Below are 18,505 nucleotides of genomic sequence, written 5' to 3'. Positions count from 1 at the left end.
ACAGCGAGCCCCGACAGATGTCAACTTCAGGTTGACACCCGGCTACTGTCAACTTACGGTTGACACATGACGTCGAACTCACCAGGCACACGGTCCGTACGCCTCGACGACCTGATCGAGGCCATCAAGAAGATGCACCCCGACGCACTCGACCAGCTCCAGGACGCGATGCTCGCCGCCGAGCACCTGGACCAGGTGGCCGACCACCTGATCGGCCACTTCGTGGACCAGGCACGACGGTCCGGCGCGTCCTGGACGGACATCGGCCGATGCATGGGTGTCACCCGGCAGGCGGCGCAGAAGCGCTTCGTGCCCAAGGAGGGCGCGGACCTCGACCCCAGCCAGGGGTTCAGCCGCTACACCCCCCGCGCGCGGAGCGCCGTCATGGCCGCGCACGACGCGGCCAAGGCCGCCCGCAACCCGGAAGGCACCCCCGAACACCTGGTCCTGGGCCTGCTCAGCGAGCCCGAGGCCCTGGCGGCGAAGGCGATCGTGGCGCAGGGGGTCACCCTGGACACCGTCCGCGAGGCCGCGAAGGAGGCACTGCCCCCGGCGGCGGACGAGGTCCCGGAACTGATCCCGTACGCCCCGAGCGCCAAGAAGGCCCTCGAACTGACGTTCAGGGAAGCGCTGCGCCTGGGCCACAACCACATCGGCACCGAACACCTGCTGCTCGCCCTGCTCGAACACGAGAACGGCGGGGGTGTCCTGAGCGGCCTGGGGCTGACCAAGGCGGCGACGGAGGCGTACGTGAACGAACAGCTCGCCGCCCTGACGGAGCCGAAGGCGAGGACGGAGCCGACGACGGACTAGACGACGGGGTGGGACGACGGGGGTGGACGACGGGGGTGGACGACGGACCAGGTGTTCCGTCCCCGGTCCCGTTCCCGGAGGTCAGAGCGCTCGCCGCGGCCGGCTCGCACGGCACGAAGGCCGAGGCCGTTGTCGTACCCCCCTGCGACACTCGGGAACGTGACCGGCCACTGGGTACTCGTCCCGGCCGAGGACGGCGGAGCGCGCCTCGCCCCCCTCGGTCCGGACGGGCTGCCCGCAGGGCCCGTACGGCAGGAGACGGACCTCGTGGCGGCGGTCCGCGGCCGCCCGGAGGTCACCCGCTGGGTGTGGCGCTCCACCGCCGAGATCTATCCGCGGCTGCTCGCCGCCGGCGTGCGGGTGGAGCGGTGCTACGACGTGGAGGACGCCGAGACGCTCCTGCTCGGCCACGAGGGCAGGCTGGGCGAACCCCGGTCCGCGGCCGCCGCGCTGGCCCGGCTGCGCGGAACCGCCGTACCCCCGGATCCGCCGGCCCGCCCCGCCGACCCCGGCACCCAGTCCTCCCTCTTCGACGCGCACCCCGCGCGGCAGCGGGTGTCCCTGGAGGACCTCGCCGAGGTGTACTCCGCGCAGCGGCGCCGGACAGACGCCACCTCCCACCCCGACCGGATGCGGCTGCTGATCACCTCCGAGTCGGCCGGCATGCTGATCGCCGCCGAGATGAACGCGGCCGGACTGCCCTGGCGTGCGGACGTCCACCGCGAAGTGCTGCGGGAACTGCTCGGCGAGCGGTACCCCGGCGGGGGCGAGCCGACGCGGCTGGCGGAGCTCGCGGAGGAGGTGTCGGCCGCGTTCGGCCGCCGGGTACGGCCGGATCTGCCGGCCGACGTCGTCAAGGCGTTCGCGCAGGCGGGGATCAAGGTCGGTTCCACCCGGCGCTGGGAGATCCGGTCCGTGGACCACCCCGCCGTACAGCCGCTGCTGGAGTACAAACGGCTGTACCGCATCTGGGTCGCGCACGGCTGGTCCTGGCTGCAGGACTGGGTGCGCGACGGCCGGTTCCGTCCGGAGTTCCACGCGGGCGGCACGGTCACCGGCCGCTGGGTCACCAATGGCGGCGGTGCGCTGCAGATACCCAAGGTCATCCGGCGGGCGGTGGTCGCCGACCCCGGCAAGTGCCTGGTCGTGGCCGACGCCGCGCAACTGGAGCCGCGGGTGCTGGCGGCGATCTCGCGCGACACCGGGCTGATGGAGGTCGCCGCCCGTACGGACGATCTGTACCAGTCGGTGTCCGAACGGGCGTTCTCCGGCGACCGCGGCCAGGCCAAGCTCGCCGTCCTCGGCGCGATCTACGGCCAGACCTCGGGGGACGGCCTGAAGAACCTCGCCGCGCTGCGCCGCCGGTTCCCCCGCGCCGTGGCGTACGTCGACGAGGCGGCCCGCGCGGGCGAGGAGGGCCGGCTGGTGCGGACGTGGCTCGGGCGTACGTGTCCCCCGGCGGCGGGCGCGGCCGACGACGCGGAGGAGGCCGGCATCCCCCAGGAGGGCCCGGAGGGCCCCGTCGGCGGGAGCCGCGGGGTTCCGGGCGACGCCCGCGCGCGGGGCCGGTTCGCGCGGAACTTCGTGGTGCAGGGCAGCGCGGCGGACTGGGCCCTGCTGCTCCTGGCCGCGCTCCGCCGCGCGTGCGCCGGGCTGGAGGCGGAGCTGGTGTTCTTCCAGCACGACGAGGTGATCGTGCACTGCCCTGTGGAGGAGGCGGACATGGTGGTGGACGCGCTCCGGAGCGCGTCCGACCTCGCCACGCGGCTGGCCTTCGGCGACGTACCGGTGCGGGTGCCCTTCACGACGGCGGTCGTGGGCTGCTACGCGGAGGCGAAATGACTCCTTGCGCGGCGCGGCGGGGGCGGGTCCCGGTGCGTCGGCGGGTACGGGTGCCCTGCGCGGGCGCGGCAGGGGGTGGGGAGTTCCCGTGCGTCGCGGCGAGTGCGGGTGCCCTACGCGGGCGCGGCAGGGGATGGGGAGTTCCCGTACGTCGCGGCGAGTGCGGGTGGTACGGGGCTGGTCGCGCAGTTCCCCGCGCCCCTTGAGGTCGGCCGGGGCGGGCCGGGGGTGTGGCGCGACCGCGGAGAGTGCCGGGCCGGGCGCGTGGGTGCGGAGGGCCCCCGGGCCCGGGGGCGCAGGTGCCGGGCCAGGCGCGCGGGTACGGGAAGCCCCGGGCCAGGGCCGCGGGTACGAAAGGTCCCGGGCCAGGCGCGCAGATGCGGAGGATCCCCCGGGTAGGAGCGGCGGGGGCGGAACCCCCGCCGCCGCACCCTCAGTCCGTACCGGACTCCATCGCCGCCCGGTCCAGCAGCTCGCTCTCCTCCGACACCTCGCCCCGCGAGGCGATCGCCTCGGCGCCCCCCGTCGGCATCGCCCCGATCAGCCCCGTCGCGGCCGCCTGCGCCGCCCCGATCAGCGCCGGGTGCTCCGTCCCGACCATCCCGATGCTCGCGTACTGCTCCAGCCGCGCCCGCGAATCCGCGATGTCGAGGTTCCGCATCGTGAGCTGCCCGATCCGGTCCACCGGCCCGAAGGCCGAGTCCTCGGTCCGCTCCATGGACAGTTTGTCCGGGTGGTAGCTGAGCGCCGGCCCCCGCGTGTCGAGGACCGAGTAGTCCTCGCCGCGCCGCAGCCGCAGCGTCACCTCACCGGTGACCGCCGCGCCGACCCACCGCTGCAGCGACTCCCGCACCATCAGTGCCTGCGGGTCCAGCCACCGCCCCTCGTACATGAGCCGCCCGAGCCGCCGCCCCTCGTTGTGGTAGGCGGCCACCGTGTCCTCGTTGTGGATGGCGTTGACCAGCCGCTCGTAGGCGATGTGCAGCAGCGCCATGCCGGGCGCCTCGTAGATGCCGCGGCTCTTGGCCTCGATGACGCGGTTCTCGATCTGGTCGGACATTCCGAGCCCGTGCCGACCGCCGATCGCGTTGGCCTCCATGACGAGGTCGACGGGGGAGGCGAACTCCTTGCCGTTGACGGTCACCGGACGGCCCTGGTCGAAGCCGACCGTCACCTCCTCGGCGGCGATCTCCACCTCGGGGTCCCAGAACCGCACGCCCATGATCGGGTCCACGGTCTCGATGCCGGTGTCGAGGTGCTCCAGCGTCTTCGCCTCGTGCGTGGCGCCCCAGATGTTGGCGTCGGTCGAGTACGCCTTCTCCGTGCTGTCGCGGTAGGGCAGCCCGTGCGCGAGCAGCCACTCCGACATCTCCTTGCGCCCGCCGAGCTCGGTCACGAAGTCCGCGTCGAGCCAGGGCTTGTAGATGCGCAGGTGCGGGTTGGCGAGCAGACCGTAGCGGTAGAACCGCTCGATGTCGTTGCCCTTGAAGGTCGAGCCGTCGCCCCAGATCTGGACGTCGTCCTCGAGCATCGCCCGGACAAGCAGGGTCCCGGTGACCGCGCGGCCGAGCGGCGTGGTGTTGAAGTACGCGCGCCCGGCGGAGCGGATGTGGAACGCGCCGCAGGCGAGCGCGGCCAGGCCCTCCTCGACCAGCGCGGCGCGGCAGTCGACCAGGCGCGCGATCTCCGCACCGTACGACGTCGCACGGCTGGGCACCGAGGCGATGTCGGGCTCGTCGTACTGGCCGATGTCGGCGGTGTACGTGCAGGGCACTGCGCCCTTGTCACGCATCCACGCGACCGCGACCGACGTGTCGAGGCCGCCCGAGAAGGCGATACCGACGCGCTCGCCGGTGGGCAGGGAGGTGAGAACCTTGGACATAGCAAGAGTATGCACTGCTTCGCATTATCATGCAACGCGGATCACTCATCGTGCGCGGCGAAACGCACGCACGGGAAACCGCGCCCCGCCCGCCGACTCCTCCCGGCCCACGTTCCCCCTGGTCAAAGGCGCGAGGGTGGTGAAAACCCCCGCACGCGTCCGGGGGACAGCACTGCTCGGAGACGGGGCCCAGCAGGCTGCCGTACCCGGCCGGTGGTCCACAGACTCGACCGCATGACGATTCCGACGGACAGCCGCCCCGCACTCGGTCCGCCCCTGAGCACGGAAACGGGCACCGCCACCGGCACCACCACGAGCACCGGCACCGGCACCGGCAGTGACTTCGCCCGCCTCTCCCGGCGCATCGCCGAGGCCGGCCTGCTGGAACGGCGCCCCGGCTACTACACCGCGCGCCTGACCCTGGTGACCGCCGCCCTCGCGGCGGGCTGGACCGCCTTCTTCGCGCTCGGCGACACCTGGTGGCAACTGACCGTCGCCGCCTTCCTGGCCTTCGTCTTCGGCCAGATCGCGCTGGTCGCCCACGACCTGGCGCACCGGCAGATCTTCCGGCGCCGTCGGCCGAGCGAGATCGGCGGCCGGCTGTTCGGCAACCTCGGCGTCGGGATGAGCTACGGCTGGTGGATGAACAAGCACACCCGCCACCACGCCAACCCCAACCATGAGGAGCTGGACCCGGACGTCGCCCCGGACATCCTGGTGTGGTCCACCGACCAGGCCCGCTCCAGCCGGGGCCTGGCCCGCTTCGTCGGCGGCCACCAGGCGCTGCTGTTCTTCCCGCTGCTGACGCTGGAGGGCTTCAACCTGCACGTCTCGAGCCTGCGCGCGCTGCGCTCGCCGTCGATGAAGCGGCGGCCGCTGGAGGCCGCCCTGCTCCTGCTGCACCTGACGGCCCTCCTGTCCGCCCTCTTCCTCGTGCTGTCGCCGGGGCGGGCGGTGGCGTTCCTCGCCGTCAACCAGTGCCTGTTCGGCATCTACCTGGGCTGCGTCTTCGCCCCCAACCACAAGGGCATGCCGACGCTCACCGGCGACGACCGCCCCGACTTCCTGCGCCGCCAGGTGCTGACCTCGCGCAATGTGCGCGGCGGGCGGTTCACCGACCTGATGCTGGGCGGTCTCAACTACCAGATCGAGCACCACCTGTTCCCGAGCATGCCGACGCCGCACCTGCGCCGGGCGCGGACTGTCGTCCGCGCGTACTGCGCCGAGATCGGCGTCCCGTACCACGAGACGGGTCTGCTCCAGTCGTACCGCGAGGCGCTGACCCATCTGCACCGGGTGGGCGAGCCGATCAGGCGGCAACGCGGAAGGAAGTGACCGGACAGCCGGAAGACGGCGCCGGCGCCCCGCCGCCGGGGAAGCGGGCGCACTGCCGCCGGGGACGCGGGCGCGGACGCCCCGCCGACGGGCGCGCGGACGCGGGCGCTCGGCTCACGTGTCCTGCCGCGCGCCCCGGAGTCCGTCGATCATCAGACCGAGGGTGAAGTCGAAGCGGTCGGGCACCGTCCCGGCGGTGAGTTCGGCGGCGTGCCGCTTGGTGTGCGGGAACGTGTCGGGCAGCGCGGCGAAACGGCGCATCAGTTCGTCACGGCCGACCACCCAGTGCCCGTCGCCGCTGCCGACCCTGCTGTTCACCATGGAGACTTCGAGGCTGTACGCGTTGACGTAGAGGACGAGCGCGTCGAGGGCCCAGGCGGCGGCCCGCGGCTCGATGCCCCCGGCGAGCAGCAGGGCCAGCATCCCCTCGCTGACGCGGAGCGTGTCGAGGTTGGACGGGGCGGCGGCGAAGGCGGCCCGGGAGATGCCCGGGTAGCGCAGGTACTGGTCGCGGAGCTGGGTGCAGACGTCGATGAGCCGGCGCCGCCAGTCGTCGGGGTCGGGTTCGGGGAGGTCGATCCCGGCGCAGAGACGGCCGATGAGCAGCTCGTCCAGGTCCTCCTTGTTGACCACGTGGGCGTAGAGCGAGGACGGTCCCGTCTCCAGTGCGGCGGCCACCCTTCGCATGGTCAGGGCCTCGTAGCCCTCCCGCTCCACGATGCCGAACGCGGTGTCGACGATGGCGTCGACCGTGATCGGCTTCTTGCGCCTGCCGGGCGCTCCCCGGCGGGCTCCTGGCGTGTCCGGGCCGGCGCCGAGCTGGTGTCGCGCCGCGCGCCGTTCCTGCGGAGTCGGTGGCATGGGCGCAGTCTAGCGAACCCACGAACAGTGTTCCATGAACCAAGGAACGCTGTTCGTCTTGTTACGAACACTGTTCTGCTGTAGAACAGTGTTCGTGTCCACTTCCGAGATTTCTCCTCCGGCGGCTCCCACGCCCGTCCCCTCCGACGTCCGTCCGTCGCGCACCGCATGGCTGGTCCTGGTCGTCGTGGTGCTGGCCGACCTCATGGATCTGATCGACTCGAGCATCGCCAACCTCGCCGGCCCGTCCATCCACGCCGACCTCGGCGGTGGCCAGGTGACGGTGCAGTGGGTGCTCAGCGCCTACACCGCGACCTTCGCCCTCGGCCTGGTCACCTCCGGGCGGCTCGGCGACCTGCTCGGCCGCCGACGTCTCTTCCTGCTCGGCATGACCGGCTTCACCCTGGCCTCACTCGCCTGCGGCCTCGCCCCGAACGCGGCCTTCCTCATCGTCGCCCGGGCGGCACAGGGCCTGTGCGGGTCGGTGATGATCCCGCAGGGCCTGGCCCTGGTGAAGGTCGTCTTCCCGCCGCAGCACCTGCGCAAGGCGCTGACCCCGGTCGGCCCGCTGATGGGGCTGACCATGGTGGGCGGCCCCGTCCTGGCCGGCTGGCTGCTCCACCTGGACCTGTTCGGCAGCCAGTGGCGCTCCATCTTCCTGATCAACGTGCCCTTCGGCGTTCTCGCCGCCCTGCTCGGCGCCCGGGTCATGCCCCGCAGCGGCGGCGAGGACCCGGACGCCCGCCTCGACCTGACCGGCATCGGTCTGCTCACCGCCGCCTCGGCCCTGCTCGTCGTCCCGCTCATCCAGGGCCGCGAACTCGGCTGGCCCGTCTGGACGTACGTCATGATGGCCGCCGGCCTCGCGCTGTTCGCGCTGTTCGCCGTCTCCCAGCGGCACAGCGACCACCCCGTCGTCGCACCCACACTGCTGCGCAAACGAAGCTTCGTCGTCGGCCTGGTGATCGTGGCCGGGTTCTACGCCGCACTCAGCGCGTTTGTGCTGGTCATCAATCTGATGCTGCAGCAGGGCATGCACTGGACCCCACTGCGCACCGGACTCGCCCTCCTCCCCTGGGCCCTCGGCACCGCCGTCGCCGTCCTGCTCGCGGGCGCCGTGCTCGCCGAGAAGCTGGGGCGGGCCGCGCTGCACCTCGGGCTCGCCCTGGCCGTCGTCGGGCTGCTCGCCCTGTGGTGGTCCGTGGCCCACTGGGACACCGGCATCACCGTCTGGAAGCTGACCCCCGCCCTGCTTCTCACCGGCTTCGGCTCCGGACTGGTGTTCGTCCCGCTCACCGACTTCATCATCGGCGACGCCACCCCGGAGGAGGTCGGCACCGGGGCGGGCCTCCTCAACGCCGTCCAGCAGTTCGCCGGCGCGCTCGGCGTCGCCGCCCTCGGCACGGTGTTCTACGCCCGCGCCGGCCACCTGACCCCGCGCTCGGGCCTCACCGCGGCGGAACTGGTGTTCGCCGTCGCGGCCGGGCTGAACCTGCTGACCCTGTCCCTGGTCCGCCTCCTTCCCACGCACCCGCGACAGGCCCACGGCTGAACTCCGCCGGTCCGGCCCCGACGTCCCGGCCCACCGGGGCGGCGGCGGGCGGCCGGTGAAGGGAATGCGGCACGCGAACCGCCTCCCCCGTATTCCAAGGCGCACATTCGACAGGAACACATCCGCCGATCCGCCGCACAACTCGGAAGAAAGAGCGCGACGGCCGTAATACCGGACCGGAAAGCGGCAGACGCACCGGACCGGCAAAGCACGTCACAGCCACTCCGCGAAATACGCCCGAACCATCCGCGAAATCACCCCGGGCCCGTCCGCGATATCACCCGGACCACTGTCCGGCAGGCGCTCGCCGGCGGCGCGCGCCCGTCCGCCCGCACCGCCACGCAGGTCGGTGTGGGGCCGTACGGGGCCGATAGCATGGTTGACGGCCCGGACTCGCCGGACCGCTCGCCGAAGGAGAACCATCGTGTCTGCACCTCGTCCACCTGCTCTGGCCGGCTCTCTCGTCGTCGCGGCGGGGACGACGGCGGGCGAGGCGGTGACCGCCGCGGGCCTGCCGGGAACCGGGCCGACGGCGATCGTGGTGGTGCGCGACCCCGCGGGCCGGCTGCGCGACCTGGACTGGGTGCCGGAACTGGACACCAAGGTCACTCCCGTCGCGCTGGATTCGCCGGACGGTCTGAACGTGCTGCGGCACTCCACCGCGCACGTGCTGGCGCAGGCGGTGCAGGACGTGTTCCCGGAGGCCAAGCTCGGCATCGGACCGCCGATCGAAAACGGCTTCTACTACGACTTCGATGTCGCCAAGCCGTTCCAGCCGGAAGACCTGAAGCGGCTGGAAAAGCGCATGCAGGAAATCATCAAGCAGGGGCAGCGATTCCAGCGCCGGCGTTACGACTCCCTGGAGGACGCCAAGGAGCAATTGGCGAAGGAGCCGTACAAGCTGGAATTGGTGGACCTCAAGGGCGAGGTGGACGCCGAAGAGGTGATGGAGGTCGGCGCCGGTGAACTCACCGCGTACGACAACCTCGACCCGAAGGACGGCCACCGCGTCTGGGGCGACCTGTGCCGCGGACCGCACCTGCCGTCGACCCGGATGATTCCCGCGTTCAAGCTGATGCGGTCGGCGGCGGCGTACTGGCGGGGCAACGAGCGCAACCCGCAGCTGCAGCGGATCTACGGCACCGCGTGGCCCAGCCGCGATGCCCTGAAGGCGCACCTGACGCTGCTGGAGGAGGCCTCGCGCCGCGACCACCGCAAGCTCGGCGCCGAACTCGACCTGTTCTCCTTCCCCGACGAGATCGGCTCCGGCCTCGCGGTCTTCCACCCCAAGGGCGGGATCGTCCGCCGCGAGATGGAGAACTACTCGCGCGTCAAGCACGAGGAGGCCGGCTACTCCTTCGTGAACTCCCCTCACATCACCAAGGGCAAGCTCTTCGAGACCTCCGGTCACCTGCCGTACTACGCGGACACCATGTTCCCGCCGATCGAGATGGAGGGCGCGGACTACTACCTCAAGCCGATGAACTGCCCCTTCCACAACCTGATCTACAAGTCGCGGGGGCGGTCGTACCGCGAGCTGCCGCTGCGGCTGTTCGAGTTCGGCACGGTGTACCGGTACGAGAAGTCGGGCGTGGTGCACGGGCTGACCCGGGTGCGCGGTCTGACGATGGACGACTCGCACATCTACTGCACCCGCGACCAGATGGCCGGCGAGCTGACCTCGCTGCTGCGTTTCGTCCTGGCGCTGCTGCGCGACTACGGTCTCGACGACTTCTACCTGGAGCTGTCCACCCGCGACGACTCGCCGAAGTTCATCGGGAGCGACGAGGACTGGGACGAGGCCACCGAGGCGCTGCGCTCGGCGGCGGCCGAGTCCGGTCTCGACCTGGTGCCGGACCCGGGCGGCGCGGCCTTCTACGGCCCGAAGATCAGCGTGCAGGCGAAGGACGCGATCGGCAGGACCTGGCAGATGTCCACCATCCAGGTCGACTTCAACCAGCCGAAGCGGTTCGGGCTCGAGTACTCGGCGGCCAACGGCGGCCGGGAGCAGCCCGTCATGATCCACCGGGCGCTGTTCGGGTCGATCGAGCGGTTCTTCGGCGTGCTCACCGAGCACTACGCCGGCGCGTTCCCGGCGTGGCTCGCCCCGGTGCAGGTGGTCGGCATCCCGATCCGCGACGACCACGCCGACTACCTCGCCGAGTTCGTCGCGAAGCTGAGGGAGCAGGGCATCCGGGCCGAGGTCGACCACTCCGACGACCGGATGCAGAAGAAGATCCGCACCGCCCAGCAGCAGAAGATCCCGTTCATGGCGATCGCGGGCGACGACGACGTCAACGGCGGCACGGTGTCCTTCCGCTACCGGGACGGCTCGCAGCGCAACGGGGTCCCGCTGGAGGAGGCCGTGGCCCACGTGGTCGAGGTCGTCAGGTCCCGGACCAACACGGGACCGTCGGCCGCGTGAGGCGGACCGTCGCGTAGGGCGGCACCGAGACGGCAGGGGGCCGGGGCCGGGAGATGTCCCGGCCCCGGCCCCGTACCGGGAACCACAGCGCGCGGGTCGGCGTCTCCCCCGGCCCACAAGATCCCCGCACCGCACCGTGCCGCACTGGAGGACTCGCCCATGACCGGTACGGCCGCCCGCCACCTCTACATCACCCGCCACGGCGAGGCTTCGCCCGACGAGAGTGAACTGACGGAAGCGGGCCGCCGTCAGGCCGCCCTGCTGGGCGAGCGGCTCCGGGGCGTTCCGCTGGCGGCGATCCACCACGGGCCACTCGCCCGTGCCGCGCAGACCGCCCGGCTGATCGGCGACCGGCTCGACGGCGTCCCCGTGCGCCCCTCTCCGGCCGCCGGCGACTACGTCCCGTACCTGCCGGCCCGCGAGGAACTACCACCCGAGTCGGCCGACACCTGGCTCGCCTTCCTGGAACAGTTCCCGGCACAGGAGCGCGAAGAAGGGCCCCGGCTCGCGGCGCAGGCGGGCGCGGAGTTCACCGGCACCGTTCCCGGTGACGAGCCGCGCCACGAACTCGTCGTCACCCACAACTTCCTCGCCGGCTGGCTCATCCGCGCCGCCCTCGACGCGCCGAGATGGCGCTGGCTGGGCATCAACCACGCCAACGCGGCCCTGACCGTCATCCGCTACGCCCCCGGCCGTCCCCCGGCACTCCTCGCCTTCAACGACACCGGCCACCTCCCGCCCGACCTCCGCTGGACCGGCTTCCCCCAGGAACTGCGCATCTGAGGGCAACGGACGGGTGCGACGTCCACCGAAACGCGAAACCCCAGCTCAGATCGCTTCTGAGCTGGGGTTTCAGTGGAGCCGCCTTCGGGATTCGAACCCGAGACCTACGCATTACGAGTGCGTTGCTCTGGCCATCTGAGCTAAGGCGGCGAGTCGGCCGTGCGCACTATGGTGCGATCAGCGACGACGGTAAGTCTACACAGTTCCCGGGGGTGCTCCGAACCGCCCCCGCACCGCCCCGCACCGCCCCCGAGCCGCGGCGCGGGGGCGGTGACGGCGGTCAGGTGCAGCGTTTGCCGTCGGTCGGCGGGGTGCCGCGGAGGAGGTAGGTGTTGATCGCGGTGTCGATGCACCGGCTGCCGCGGTTGTACGCCGTGTGGCCGTCGCCCTCGTAGGTGAGGAGGCGGCCGGAGGAGAGCTGTGCGGCGAGGGACTTCGCCCAGCGGTACGGGGTGGCCGGGTCGCGGGTGGTGCCGACGACCACGATCGGCGCCGCGCCCTTCGCCTCGATGCGGTGCGGCTTGCCCGTCGGTTTGACCGGCCAGTACGCGCAGGTCAGCGACGCCCAGGCCAGGCTCGGGCCGAAGACCGGGGAGGCCTTCTCGAACGCCGGGAGCGCCTTGTCCACCTCCTTGGTGGACCGCAGTGCGGGGGGCAGGTCGAGGCAGTTCACGGCGGCGTTGGCGTACATCAGGTTGGTGTAGTGGCCGTCGCCGTCGCGTTCGTAGTAGCTGTCCGAGAGGGCGAGAAGATCGGCGCCGTCCTTGTCCTTCATCGCGGAGGTGAGCGCCTTGCGGAGCTGGGGCCAGGCCGCCTCGTCGTACATCGCCGCGATCACGCCGGTGGTGGCCAGGGACTCGCCGAGCCTGCGGCCGTCCGCTTCACCCGTCGGCAAGGGCTTCGCGTCCAGTCGACGGAAGAACGCCTCCAGGTGGTCGCCGACCTGCGCGGGGGTGGTGCGCGCGGTGCCGAGGGGGCAGTCGGAGCGGCGTACGCAGTCCTTGGCGAAGGACTGGAACGCCGTCTCGAAGCCGGCCGTCTGGTCCTGGTTGAGCCTGCGCGCCGAGAGCGACGGGTCCATCGCGCCGTCCAGGACGAGGCGTCCGACGCGGTCGGGAAAGAGCCCCGCGTACGTGGCGCCCAGGAACGTGCCGTACGAGGCGCCGACGTAGTTCAGCTTCTTGTCGCCCAGCGCCGCGCGGACGATGTCCATGTCGCGCGCCGCCTCGACCGTCGAGACGTGCCGCAGGAGCTTCGGGGCGTGCTTGCCGCAGCCCTCCGCGAACGTCTTGTACGCGTCGACGAGCCCGGCGGTCTCCTTCCCGTCGTCCGGGGTGGCGTCGGTCTGTGTGTACGCGTCCATCTGGCGGTCGGTCAGGCACTCGACGGGCTCGCTGCGGGCGACGCCGCGCGGGTCGACGGCCGCCATGTCGTACCGGGCTCGGACGGAGGCCGGATAGCCGATGCCCGCGAACTGCTGGAGGTAGCCGACCGCCGAGCCGCCGGGACCGCCCGGATTGACCAGCAGCGAGCCGAGGCGCTTGCCCGGACCGGTCGCCTTCTTGCGGGCCACCGCGAGCCGGACGTCACCGGCGGAGGGCTTGTCGTAGTCCAGCGGGGCCTTGACCGTGGCGCACTGGAACCCGGGCACGCCGCACGCGCGCCACGTCGGCTTCTGGTCGTAGTACGAGGTGAGCGTGGCCGGTGTGGACCGGGGGAGCGCGGCCAGGGCGGCCGGCGCCGCCTGCGCCGTGGAGGGCACGGCGGGCGTCGCCGAGTGCCCGGCGGAGCAGGCGGCGGAGAACAGCAGGGCGAGCGCGGCGGCCGGCGGGGTGCTACGGGCCAGGAACCGGCGGAACGGGGCAGGGCCGGGGGCGCGGCCGGAACCGGAGCCGGGGGCGCGGCCGGAACCGGAGCCGGGGACGGGCTGTGGGGGGCGGGGTGCGGGAGGGCGCCTGAGGTGCATTCGACGAGCGTAACCCTGGGTCGCCCTCCGCTCACGAAGGGCGATGAACGCTCCCCTTTCGGGTGAGGGCGTCAACGCACGAATGGTGGGTGTGGTGTGCTCGTCGGAGTCAGCCCGCGCGCAGCGCCATCGTCATCGCCTCCACCGCCAGCAGCGGGGCCACATTGCGGTCGAGGGCCTCCCGGCATGCGCCGATCGCCTCGATGCGGCGCAGCGTGGCCTCCGGGGTGCCGCCGCGGGCGATCCGCTCCAACGCGTCCTCGGCGTCCATGTTGGCCAGGGCCAGTCGGGAGCCGAGCTGGAGGGCCAGCACGTCGCGGTAGAAACCGGTGAGGTCCAGCAGGGCGACGTCCAGGCTGTCCCGCTGGACGCGTCTCCTGCGGCGCTTCTGGTCGTCCTCCAGGTCCTTCATCACGCCTGCGGTGCCGCGTGGCAGCCGACCGCCCTGGGCCGCGCCGAGCGCCGCCTTCATCTCCTCGGTCTCCTTGGCCTCCCGCTCCTCGGCGACCTGCTTGGAGTCCGCCGCGGCCGCGTCGACCAGTTCCTGCGCCGCTCTGAGGCAGCCGCCGACGTCGTCCAGGCGGAGCGGCAGTTTGAGCACGGCCGCGCGGCGGGCGCGGGCCCGCTCGTCGGTCGCGAGGCGGCGGGCGTTGTCCACATGACCCTGGGTGGCGCGGGCGGCGGCGAGCGCGACCTCCGGCTCGATGCCGTCCCGGCGGATCAGCAGATCCGCGACGGCCTCCACCGGGGGCGTGCGCAGGTTCACATGGCGGCAGCGGGAGCGGATGGTGGGCAGAACGTCCTCGACGGAGGGTGCGCACAGCATCCAGACCGTACGGGACGCGGGCTCCTCGACGGCCTTGAGGACCGCGTTCGCCGACTGCTCGTTCAAGCGCTCGGCGTCCTCGACGAGGATCACCTGCCAGCGGCCGTTCGCCGGTGAGGTGAACGACTTGCGGACGGTGTCGCGCATGTCGGCGGCGCGGATCTGGGCGCCCACCGCGGCCACCGTGCTGACGTCGGCGTGGGTGCCGATCAGGGCGGTGTGGCAGCCGTCGCAGAAGCCGCAGCCGGGGGTGCCGCCGAGGGCACGGTCGGGGCTGACGCACTGCAGCGCGGCGGCGAAGGCGCGGGCCGCCTGGTTGCGGCCCGCGCCGGGCGGGCCCGTGAACAGCCAGGCGTGGGTCATGCTCGACGCCTCGGGGGGCGGCGCGTTCACCGCCGCGGCGGTGACGAAGGCGTCGGCGTCGCGGGCGGCGGCGGCGAGCTGGGCGCTCAGCCGCTCCTGGCCGACGAGGTCGTCCCACACGGACATGTGCCGCCGCCTTTCGGATCGTACGGAGGCTGTCGGTACCCATTGTGCGGGTGGGCACTGACAGCGGGGTGCGGGTGGGTCGGCGGAAGGAGAAGGCTCGGCAGGTCGTGGGCCGGGACGCGGCTCCACCCGCGTCCCGGCCCACGACCTGCCGCACCCGTCCTACGACCTGCCCTTCCCGGCGTCGTCCTCGTCGTCCCGCGGGCCCAGGAGTTCGTCGGCCAGGGTGGGGAGGTCGTCCAGGGGGGTCTCCTCGGCCCAGTCGGGGCGTCGGCGGTTGCGGCGACCGCGGCGGGGGGCGGCCTCCTCGGCGGGGACCTGGGGGAGCTCGCGGGTGCGGTCCTCACGCCCGTCGGGACGCGGCTCGGGACGCGGTTCGGGGTGCTCGTCGCGGAAGTAGCCCGGCGGAACCCTGTCCGCCGGGTCCCGGCCGTCCGGGTCGTGCCCAGGCTCCCGGACGTCCCTGCCATCGCCGTCGTCCCGCACCGGCGGTAGTACAGCCGTCTCGTCCGCCGCGCCCGGCGTCACCGCCGGGAGCACCGTCGTCTCGTCGTCCTGCGGCTGCGGGATCTGCGGACGGGGCATCTGGGTGGTCGTCTCGGCGTCGGGCCCCTCAGGAATCACCGGGGGCAGCACCGCCGTCTCGTCCGCGGGGCCGCCCGTGGTCTCGGCCGGATTCACCACCGGGGTCGATACGGTCGTCTCGGCGGCCGACGGGCCCGCCGTGCCGCGCTCCTCGGCCGCTCGCGCGTTCCTCGCCGCCGTCTCGGCCGCCGCCGCGGCCGCCGCCGCCTCCGCGGCCCGGCGGGCCTCTTCCGCCCGCAGCAGCGCGGCCTCCGCCTTGCGCTGCTTCTCCAGGCGCCGCTCCTCTGCCTCGGCGCGCAGCCGCGCCTCCTCCTCGGCCTGCCGACGCAGCCGGTCCTCCTCCGCCTTGCGGCGGGCCTCCTCCTCGGCGCGCACCTTCTCCTCGGCGAGCAGCCGGGCCTGCTCCTCCTCGGCCCTGCGGCGCGCCTCCTCCGCCCGCTGCCGGGCCTCCTCGGCCTGCCGCTCGGCCTCACGCCGCTGGGCTTCCTCCCGCTCGAGGCGCTTGCGCTCCTCCTCCTCGGCGCGGAGCCTGGCGAGCTGCTCCAGGCGCTCGCGCTCCTGGCGCTCCTCCTCCGCCTTGCGGCGCGCCTCTTCCTCAGCCTTGCGGCGGGCCTCTTCCTCCGCCTTGCGGCGCGCCTCCTCCTGGGCCTTCTTCTCGGCCTCGGAGAGGGGCAGCATCCGGTCGAGCCGGTGCCGTACGGCCGTCGTGACCGCCTCCGGCTCCTGGCCGCCGTCGACGACCAGGTAGCGGCCGGGGTCGGCTGCGGCGAGGGTGAGGAAACCGGCCCGCACGCGCGCGTGGAACTCGGCGGGCTCGGACTCCAGCCGGTCGGGCGCCTCGGTGAACCGCTCGCGGGCGGCCTGCGGGTCGACGTCGAGCAGCACGGTCAGGTGCGGTACGAGGCCGTTGGTCGCCCAGCGCGAGATGCGGGCGATCTCCGTCGGGGACAGGTCGCGGCCCGCGCCCTGATAGGCGACGGAGGAGTCGGTGTACCGGTCGGAGATGACGACCGCGCCGCGTTCCAGGGCGGGCCGTACGACGGTGTCCACGTGCTCCGCGCGGTCCGCCGCGTAGAGGAGGGCCTCCGCGCGGTGCGAGAGCCCGGCGCCGGACACGTCCAGCAGGATCGAGCGCAGTCGCTTGCCGACCGGGGTCGCGCCCGGCTCGTGGGTGAGGACCACCTCATGACCCTTGGCGCGGATCCACTCGGCGAGCGCCTCCGCCTGCGTCGACTTGCCCGCGCCGTCGCCGCCCTCCAGGGCGAGGAAGAAACCGTTCGTCGCGGGGATCTGCACGGGGTCGTCCCCGCCGCGCAGGGCGTCCCTCAGATCGAGCCGGAGGGGGACGCCGGAGCGGTCGTCGACCTTGGCGAGAACCAGGGCGGCGACCGGCAGCAGCAGCGCGCCGACCAGCATCAGGGTGAAGGCCGCGCCGCCGTGCGCGAAGACGAATTTGCCGTTGACCAGCCGGTGCGGGCCGATGCCGGCCGCCACCAGCGGGCCGAGCAGCGCGCCCAGCGCCACGAACACCCGTACGACCGCGTGCAGGTGTTCGGTGGTGCGCGCCCGGCGCTGGTCCTCGGTCTCCTGGTCGAGCAGGGTGTGCCCGGTGTTCGCGGCGACGCCGGCGCCGATGCCGGCCAGGGCGAGGAGCAGCAGCACGGTGGTGTCGTCCGGGACCAGCCCGGCGGCCAGCAGTGCCGGCCCGGTGAAGGCGATCGCCAGCGCCAGCAGCCGGCGCCGGGACAGCGCGGGCAGCAGCCCGGGCGCCGTACGGATGCCGACGACCACGCCGCCGGTCACGGCGAGCACCAGCAGCCCGTACAGGACGGGGCCGCCGCCGAGGTCTTTGGCGTGCAGCACGCTCACGCCGACGGCGGCCGCGATCGCGCCCGCGACCGAGGCGCAGGCCAGCACGAGCAGCGGCAGCACACCCGTGCGGCCCTTGTCGGGGACGGCGCTGTTGCCGAGACCCGTGGCCGCCCTCGGGCGGCGCAGCCCCTCCAGCGGCGAGCGTGCACGCGGGGTGCGGGTGTCCGGCAGTTCGAGGGCGGTCAGCACGGAGAGCGCGGCCGCGAACAGGCCCGCGGCGACGTAGGAGGCCAGCGCCGCCTGGTGCTGGTCGAACCACTCGATCCCGGCGCCCAGCAGGTTGTTCAGCAGCCCGGCGAGGACCAGCGCGGCGGCCGCCAACGGCACGGACACGAAGCTCGTGCGCAGGGACAGCCGGCGCAGCGCGTCCATGTGGTCGGGCAGCGGACGCACCGAGGCGCCCTCCGGCGGGGGCGGCGGCAGCAGCGCGGGCGCCGCGCTCTCCTTGCACACCGTCCACAGCCGCTCGGCCATGCCGGTGACGAATGCGGTCACCAGGAGCAGGACGAGCGCGTTGTCCGGGGTCCAGTCGATCCACAGCGGAGCGACGATCAGAAGCGCGACCCGCAGTCCGTCGGCGCCGACCATGGTCCAGCGACGGTCGAGCGGGCCGTCCGGCGCGGTGAGCGTGGCGAGGGGGCCGAGCAGTACGGCGCCGAAGAGAAGCGACGCCAGGACGCGTGCGCCCAGGACGCACGCCACGGCGAAGGCCACCCCGTGGTAGCCGCCGCCGAGGGAACCCCGCACGACCGCCGCCTGGAGGGCGAGCACGATCAGGACGAGCACCCCCAGCGCGTCCCCGACGCCGCCCACGAGCTGCGCGCTCCACAGCCGCCTGAGCTGCGGCCTGCGAAGCAGCGCCCGCACGGCGCGCTCGCGGGAGTCGGCAACCAGGGCGTCGTCGGCTCCGGAGGGTCCGGAGGTGTCGGCGGCCTTGCCGGGGGTCTGGGGGTCCGTGCTGGGGGCCGTTGGCTGCTCGGCTCGCGTCATGCGTTCAGAGTATCGGCAGGCACCGACACCCCGAAGCAGCCACCCGAACGTACGCACGGCCTTCGCATTTACATATGTTTATATGCGAGGAACAGCACGCCAGAGAGCGGGTTCTGACGAGGCGTCAGCCACTTCCGGCGCCGCACGCGCAAGATCCTGCCGGGCGTGGCGCCCCGGGAAACGGCGGGGATCGAGGACACTTCCACGGAGCCGAAAACAGTCCCACGGAGCCAAGGACAGTCCCACGGAGCCGAGAGCAGGCCGACGGGGCCGGGGCATGGCGC

11 protein-coding genes and 1 tRNA gene are annotated in these 18,505 nt (G+C 72.9%); 6 read left to right on the top strand and 6 right to left on the bottom strand.

Going from position 1 to position 18,505, the window contains the following annotated elements:
- Positions 1-66 precede the first annotated feature (66 nt).
- Together QFZ64_RS19440 and QFZ64_RS19435 are read left to right on the top strand one after the other, a co-directional pair.
- Positions 67-813, top strand: coding sequence for a Clp protease N-terminal domain-containing protein (locus tag QFZ64_RS19440; RefSeq protein WP_307067468.1), 747 nt, complete (start codon positions 67-69; stop codon positions 811-813).
- 159 nt (positions 814-972) lie between these two features.
- Positions 973-2,655: a bifunctional 3'-5' exonuclease/DNA polymerase gene (locus QFZ64_RS19435; RefSeq protein WP_307067466.1), complete on the top strand. Its 1,683-nt coding sequence runs from the start codon at positions 973-975 to the stop codon at positions 2,653-2,655.
- Between the two features lie 433 nt (positions 2,656-3,088).
- Here the strand turns inward: QFZ64_RS19435 and argG are convergent, their stop codons facing one another.
- A complete protein-coding gene (argG, locus tag QFZ64_RS19430) occupies positions 3,089-4,537 on the bottom strand; it encodes an argininosuccinate synthase (RefSeq protein WP_307067464.1) in 1,449 nt (482 codons plus the stop codon).
- Between the two features lie 234 nt (positions 4,538-4,771).
- Between argG and QFZ64_RS19425 the strand changes: the two genes are divergently transcribed.
- On the top strand, positions 4,772-5,872 hold the full coding sequence (locus tag QFZ64_RS19425; protein WP_307067462.1) for an acyl-CoA desaturase: 1,101 nt from the start codon (positions 4,772-4,774) through the stop codon (positions 5,870-5,872).
- Positions 5,873-5,986: 114 nt separating this feature from the next.
- Here the strand turns inward: QFZ64_RS19425 and QFZ64_RS19420 are convergent, their stop codons facing one another.
- Positions 5,987-6,733, bottom strand: a complete 747-nt coding sequence (locus QFZ64_RS19420; RefSeq protein WP_307067460.1) for a TetR/AcrR family transcriptional regulator — start codon at positions 6,731-6,733, stop codon at positions 5,987-5,989.
- A gap of 94 nt (positions 6,734-6,827) precedes the next feature.
- On the opposite strand from QFZ64_RS19420, the gene QFZ64_RS19415 reads away from it, so the two are divergent.
- The 3 genes from QFZ64_RS19415 to QFZ64_RS19405 all read left to right on the top strand — a co-directional run bounded on the left by QFZ64_RS19415 (position 6,828) and on the right by QFZ64_RS19405 (position 11,493).
- Entirely contained in the window at positions 6,828-8,285 is a 1,458-nt protein-coding gene (locus QFZ64_RS19415; protein WP_307067458.1) for an MFS transporter, read from the top strand.
- 424 nt (positions 8,286-8,709) lie between these two features.
- A complete protein-coding gene (gene thrS, locus QFZ64_RS19410; RefSeq protein ID WP_307067457.1) occupies positions 8,710-10,710 on the top strand; it encodes a threonine--tRNA ligase in 2,001 nt (666 codons plus the stop codon).
- Between the two features lie 159 nt (positions 10,711-10,869).
- The gene (locus QFZ64_RS19405; protein ID WP_307067455.1) at positions 10,870-11,493 is read left to right on the top strand and encodes a histidine phosphatase family protein; all 624 of its coding nucleotides are present in this window, start codon (positions 10,870-10,872) and stop codon (positions 11,491-11,493) included.
- A 73-nt stretch (positions 11,494-11,566) separates the two neighbouring features.
- Here QFZ64_RS19405 and QFZ64_RS19400 read toward each other — a convergent pair.
- The 4 genes from QFZ64_RS19400 to tmk all read right to left on the bottom strand — a co-directional run bounded on the left by QFZ64_RS19400 (position 11,567) and on the right by tmk (position 18,221).
- Positions 11,567-11,643 (bottom strand) — tRNA-Thr (locus QFZ64_RS19400).
- A 130-nt stretch (positions 11,644-11,773) separates the two neighbouring features.
- Complete coding sequence (locus QFZ64_RS19395; protein WP_307067453.1) at positions 11,774-13,459, bottom strand: alpha/beta hydrolase; 1,686 nt, start codon at positions 13,457-13,459, stop codon at positions 11,774-11,776.
- 109 nt (positions 13,460-13,568) lie between these two features.
- A complete protein-coding gene (locus QFZ64_RS19390; RefSeq protein ID WP_307067451.1) occupies positions 13,569-14,774 on the bottom strand; it encodes a DNA polymerase III subunit delta' in 1,206 nt (401 codons plus the stop codon).
- Positions 14,775-14,936: 162 nt separating this feature from the next.
- Positions 14,937-18,221 (bottom strand): dTMP kinase, encoded by a 3,285-nt coding sequence (gene tmk / locus QFZ64_RS19385; protein WP_307067449.1) that lies wholly within the window; start codon positions 18,219-18,221, stop codon positions 14,937-14,939.
- Between the last annotated feature and the right edge of the window lie 284 nt (positions 18,222-18,505).

The sequence above is a fragment of the Streptomyces sp. B3I8 genome (assembly GCF_030816915.1).
In the GTDB taxonomy this organism is placed as follows: domain Bacteria; phylum Actinomycetota; class Actinomycetes; order Streptomycetales; family Streptomycetaceae; genus Streptomyces.
Note: the sequence above shows the minus strand (reverse complement) of the source record. Positions and strands in the feature narration are given on the sequence as shown.

Bases quoted from the DNA above. Each gene is read 5' to 3' on its own strand.
- QFZ64_RS19440 (WP_307067468.1), top strand. From the start codon at position 67: ATGACGTCGAACTCACCAGGCACACGGTCCGTACGCCTCGACGACCTG.
- argG (WP_307067464.1), bottom strand. From the start codon at position 4,537: ATGTCCAAGGTTCTCACCTCCCTGCCCACCGGCGAGCGCGTCGGTATC.
- QFZ64_RS19425 (WP_307067462.1), top strand. From the start codon at position 4,772: ATGACGATTCCGACGGACAGCCGCCCCGCACTCGGTCCGCCCCTGAGC.
- QFZ64_RS19420 (WP_307067460.1), bottom strand. From the start codon at position 6,733: ATGCCACCGACTCCGCAGGAACGGCGCGCGGCGCGACACCAGCTCGGC.
- QFZ64_RS19405 (WP_307067455.1), top strand. From the start codon at position 10,870: ATGACCGGTACGGCCGCCCGCCACCTCTACATCACCCGCCACGGCGAG.
- QFZ64_RS19395 (WP_307067453.1), bottom strand. From the start codon at position 13,459: ATGCACCTCAGGCGCCCTCCCGCACCCCGCCCCCCACAGCCCGTCCCC.
- QFZ64_RS19390 (WP_307067451.1), bottom strand. From the start codon at position 14,774: ATGTCCGTGTGGGACGACCTCGTCGGCCAGGAGCGGCTGAGCGCCCAG.
- tmk (WP_307067449.1), bottom strand. From the start codon at position 18,221: ATGACGCGAGCCGAGCAGCCAACGGCCCCCAGCACGGACCCCCAGACC.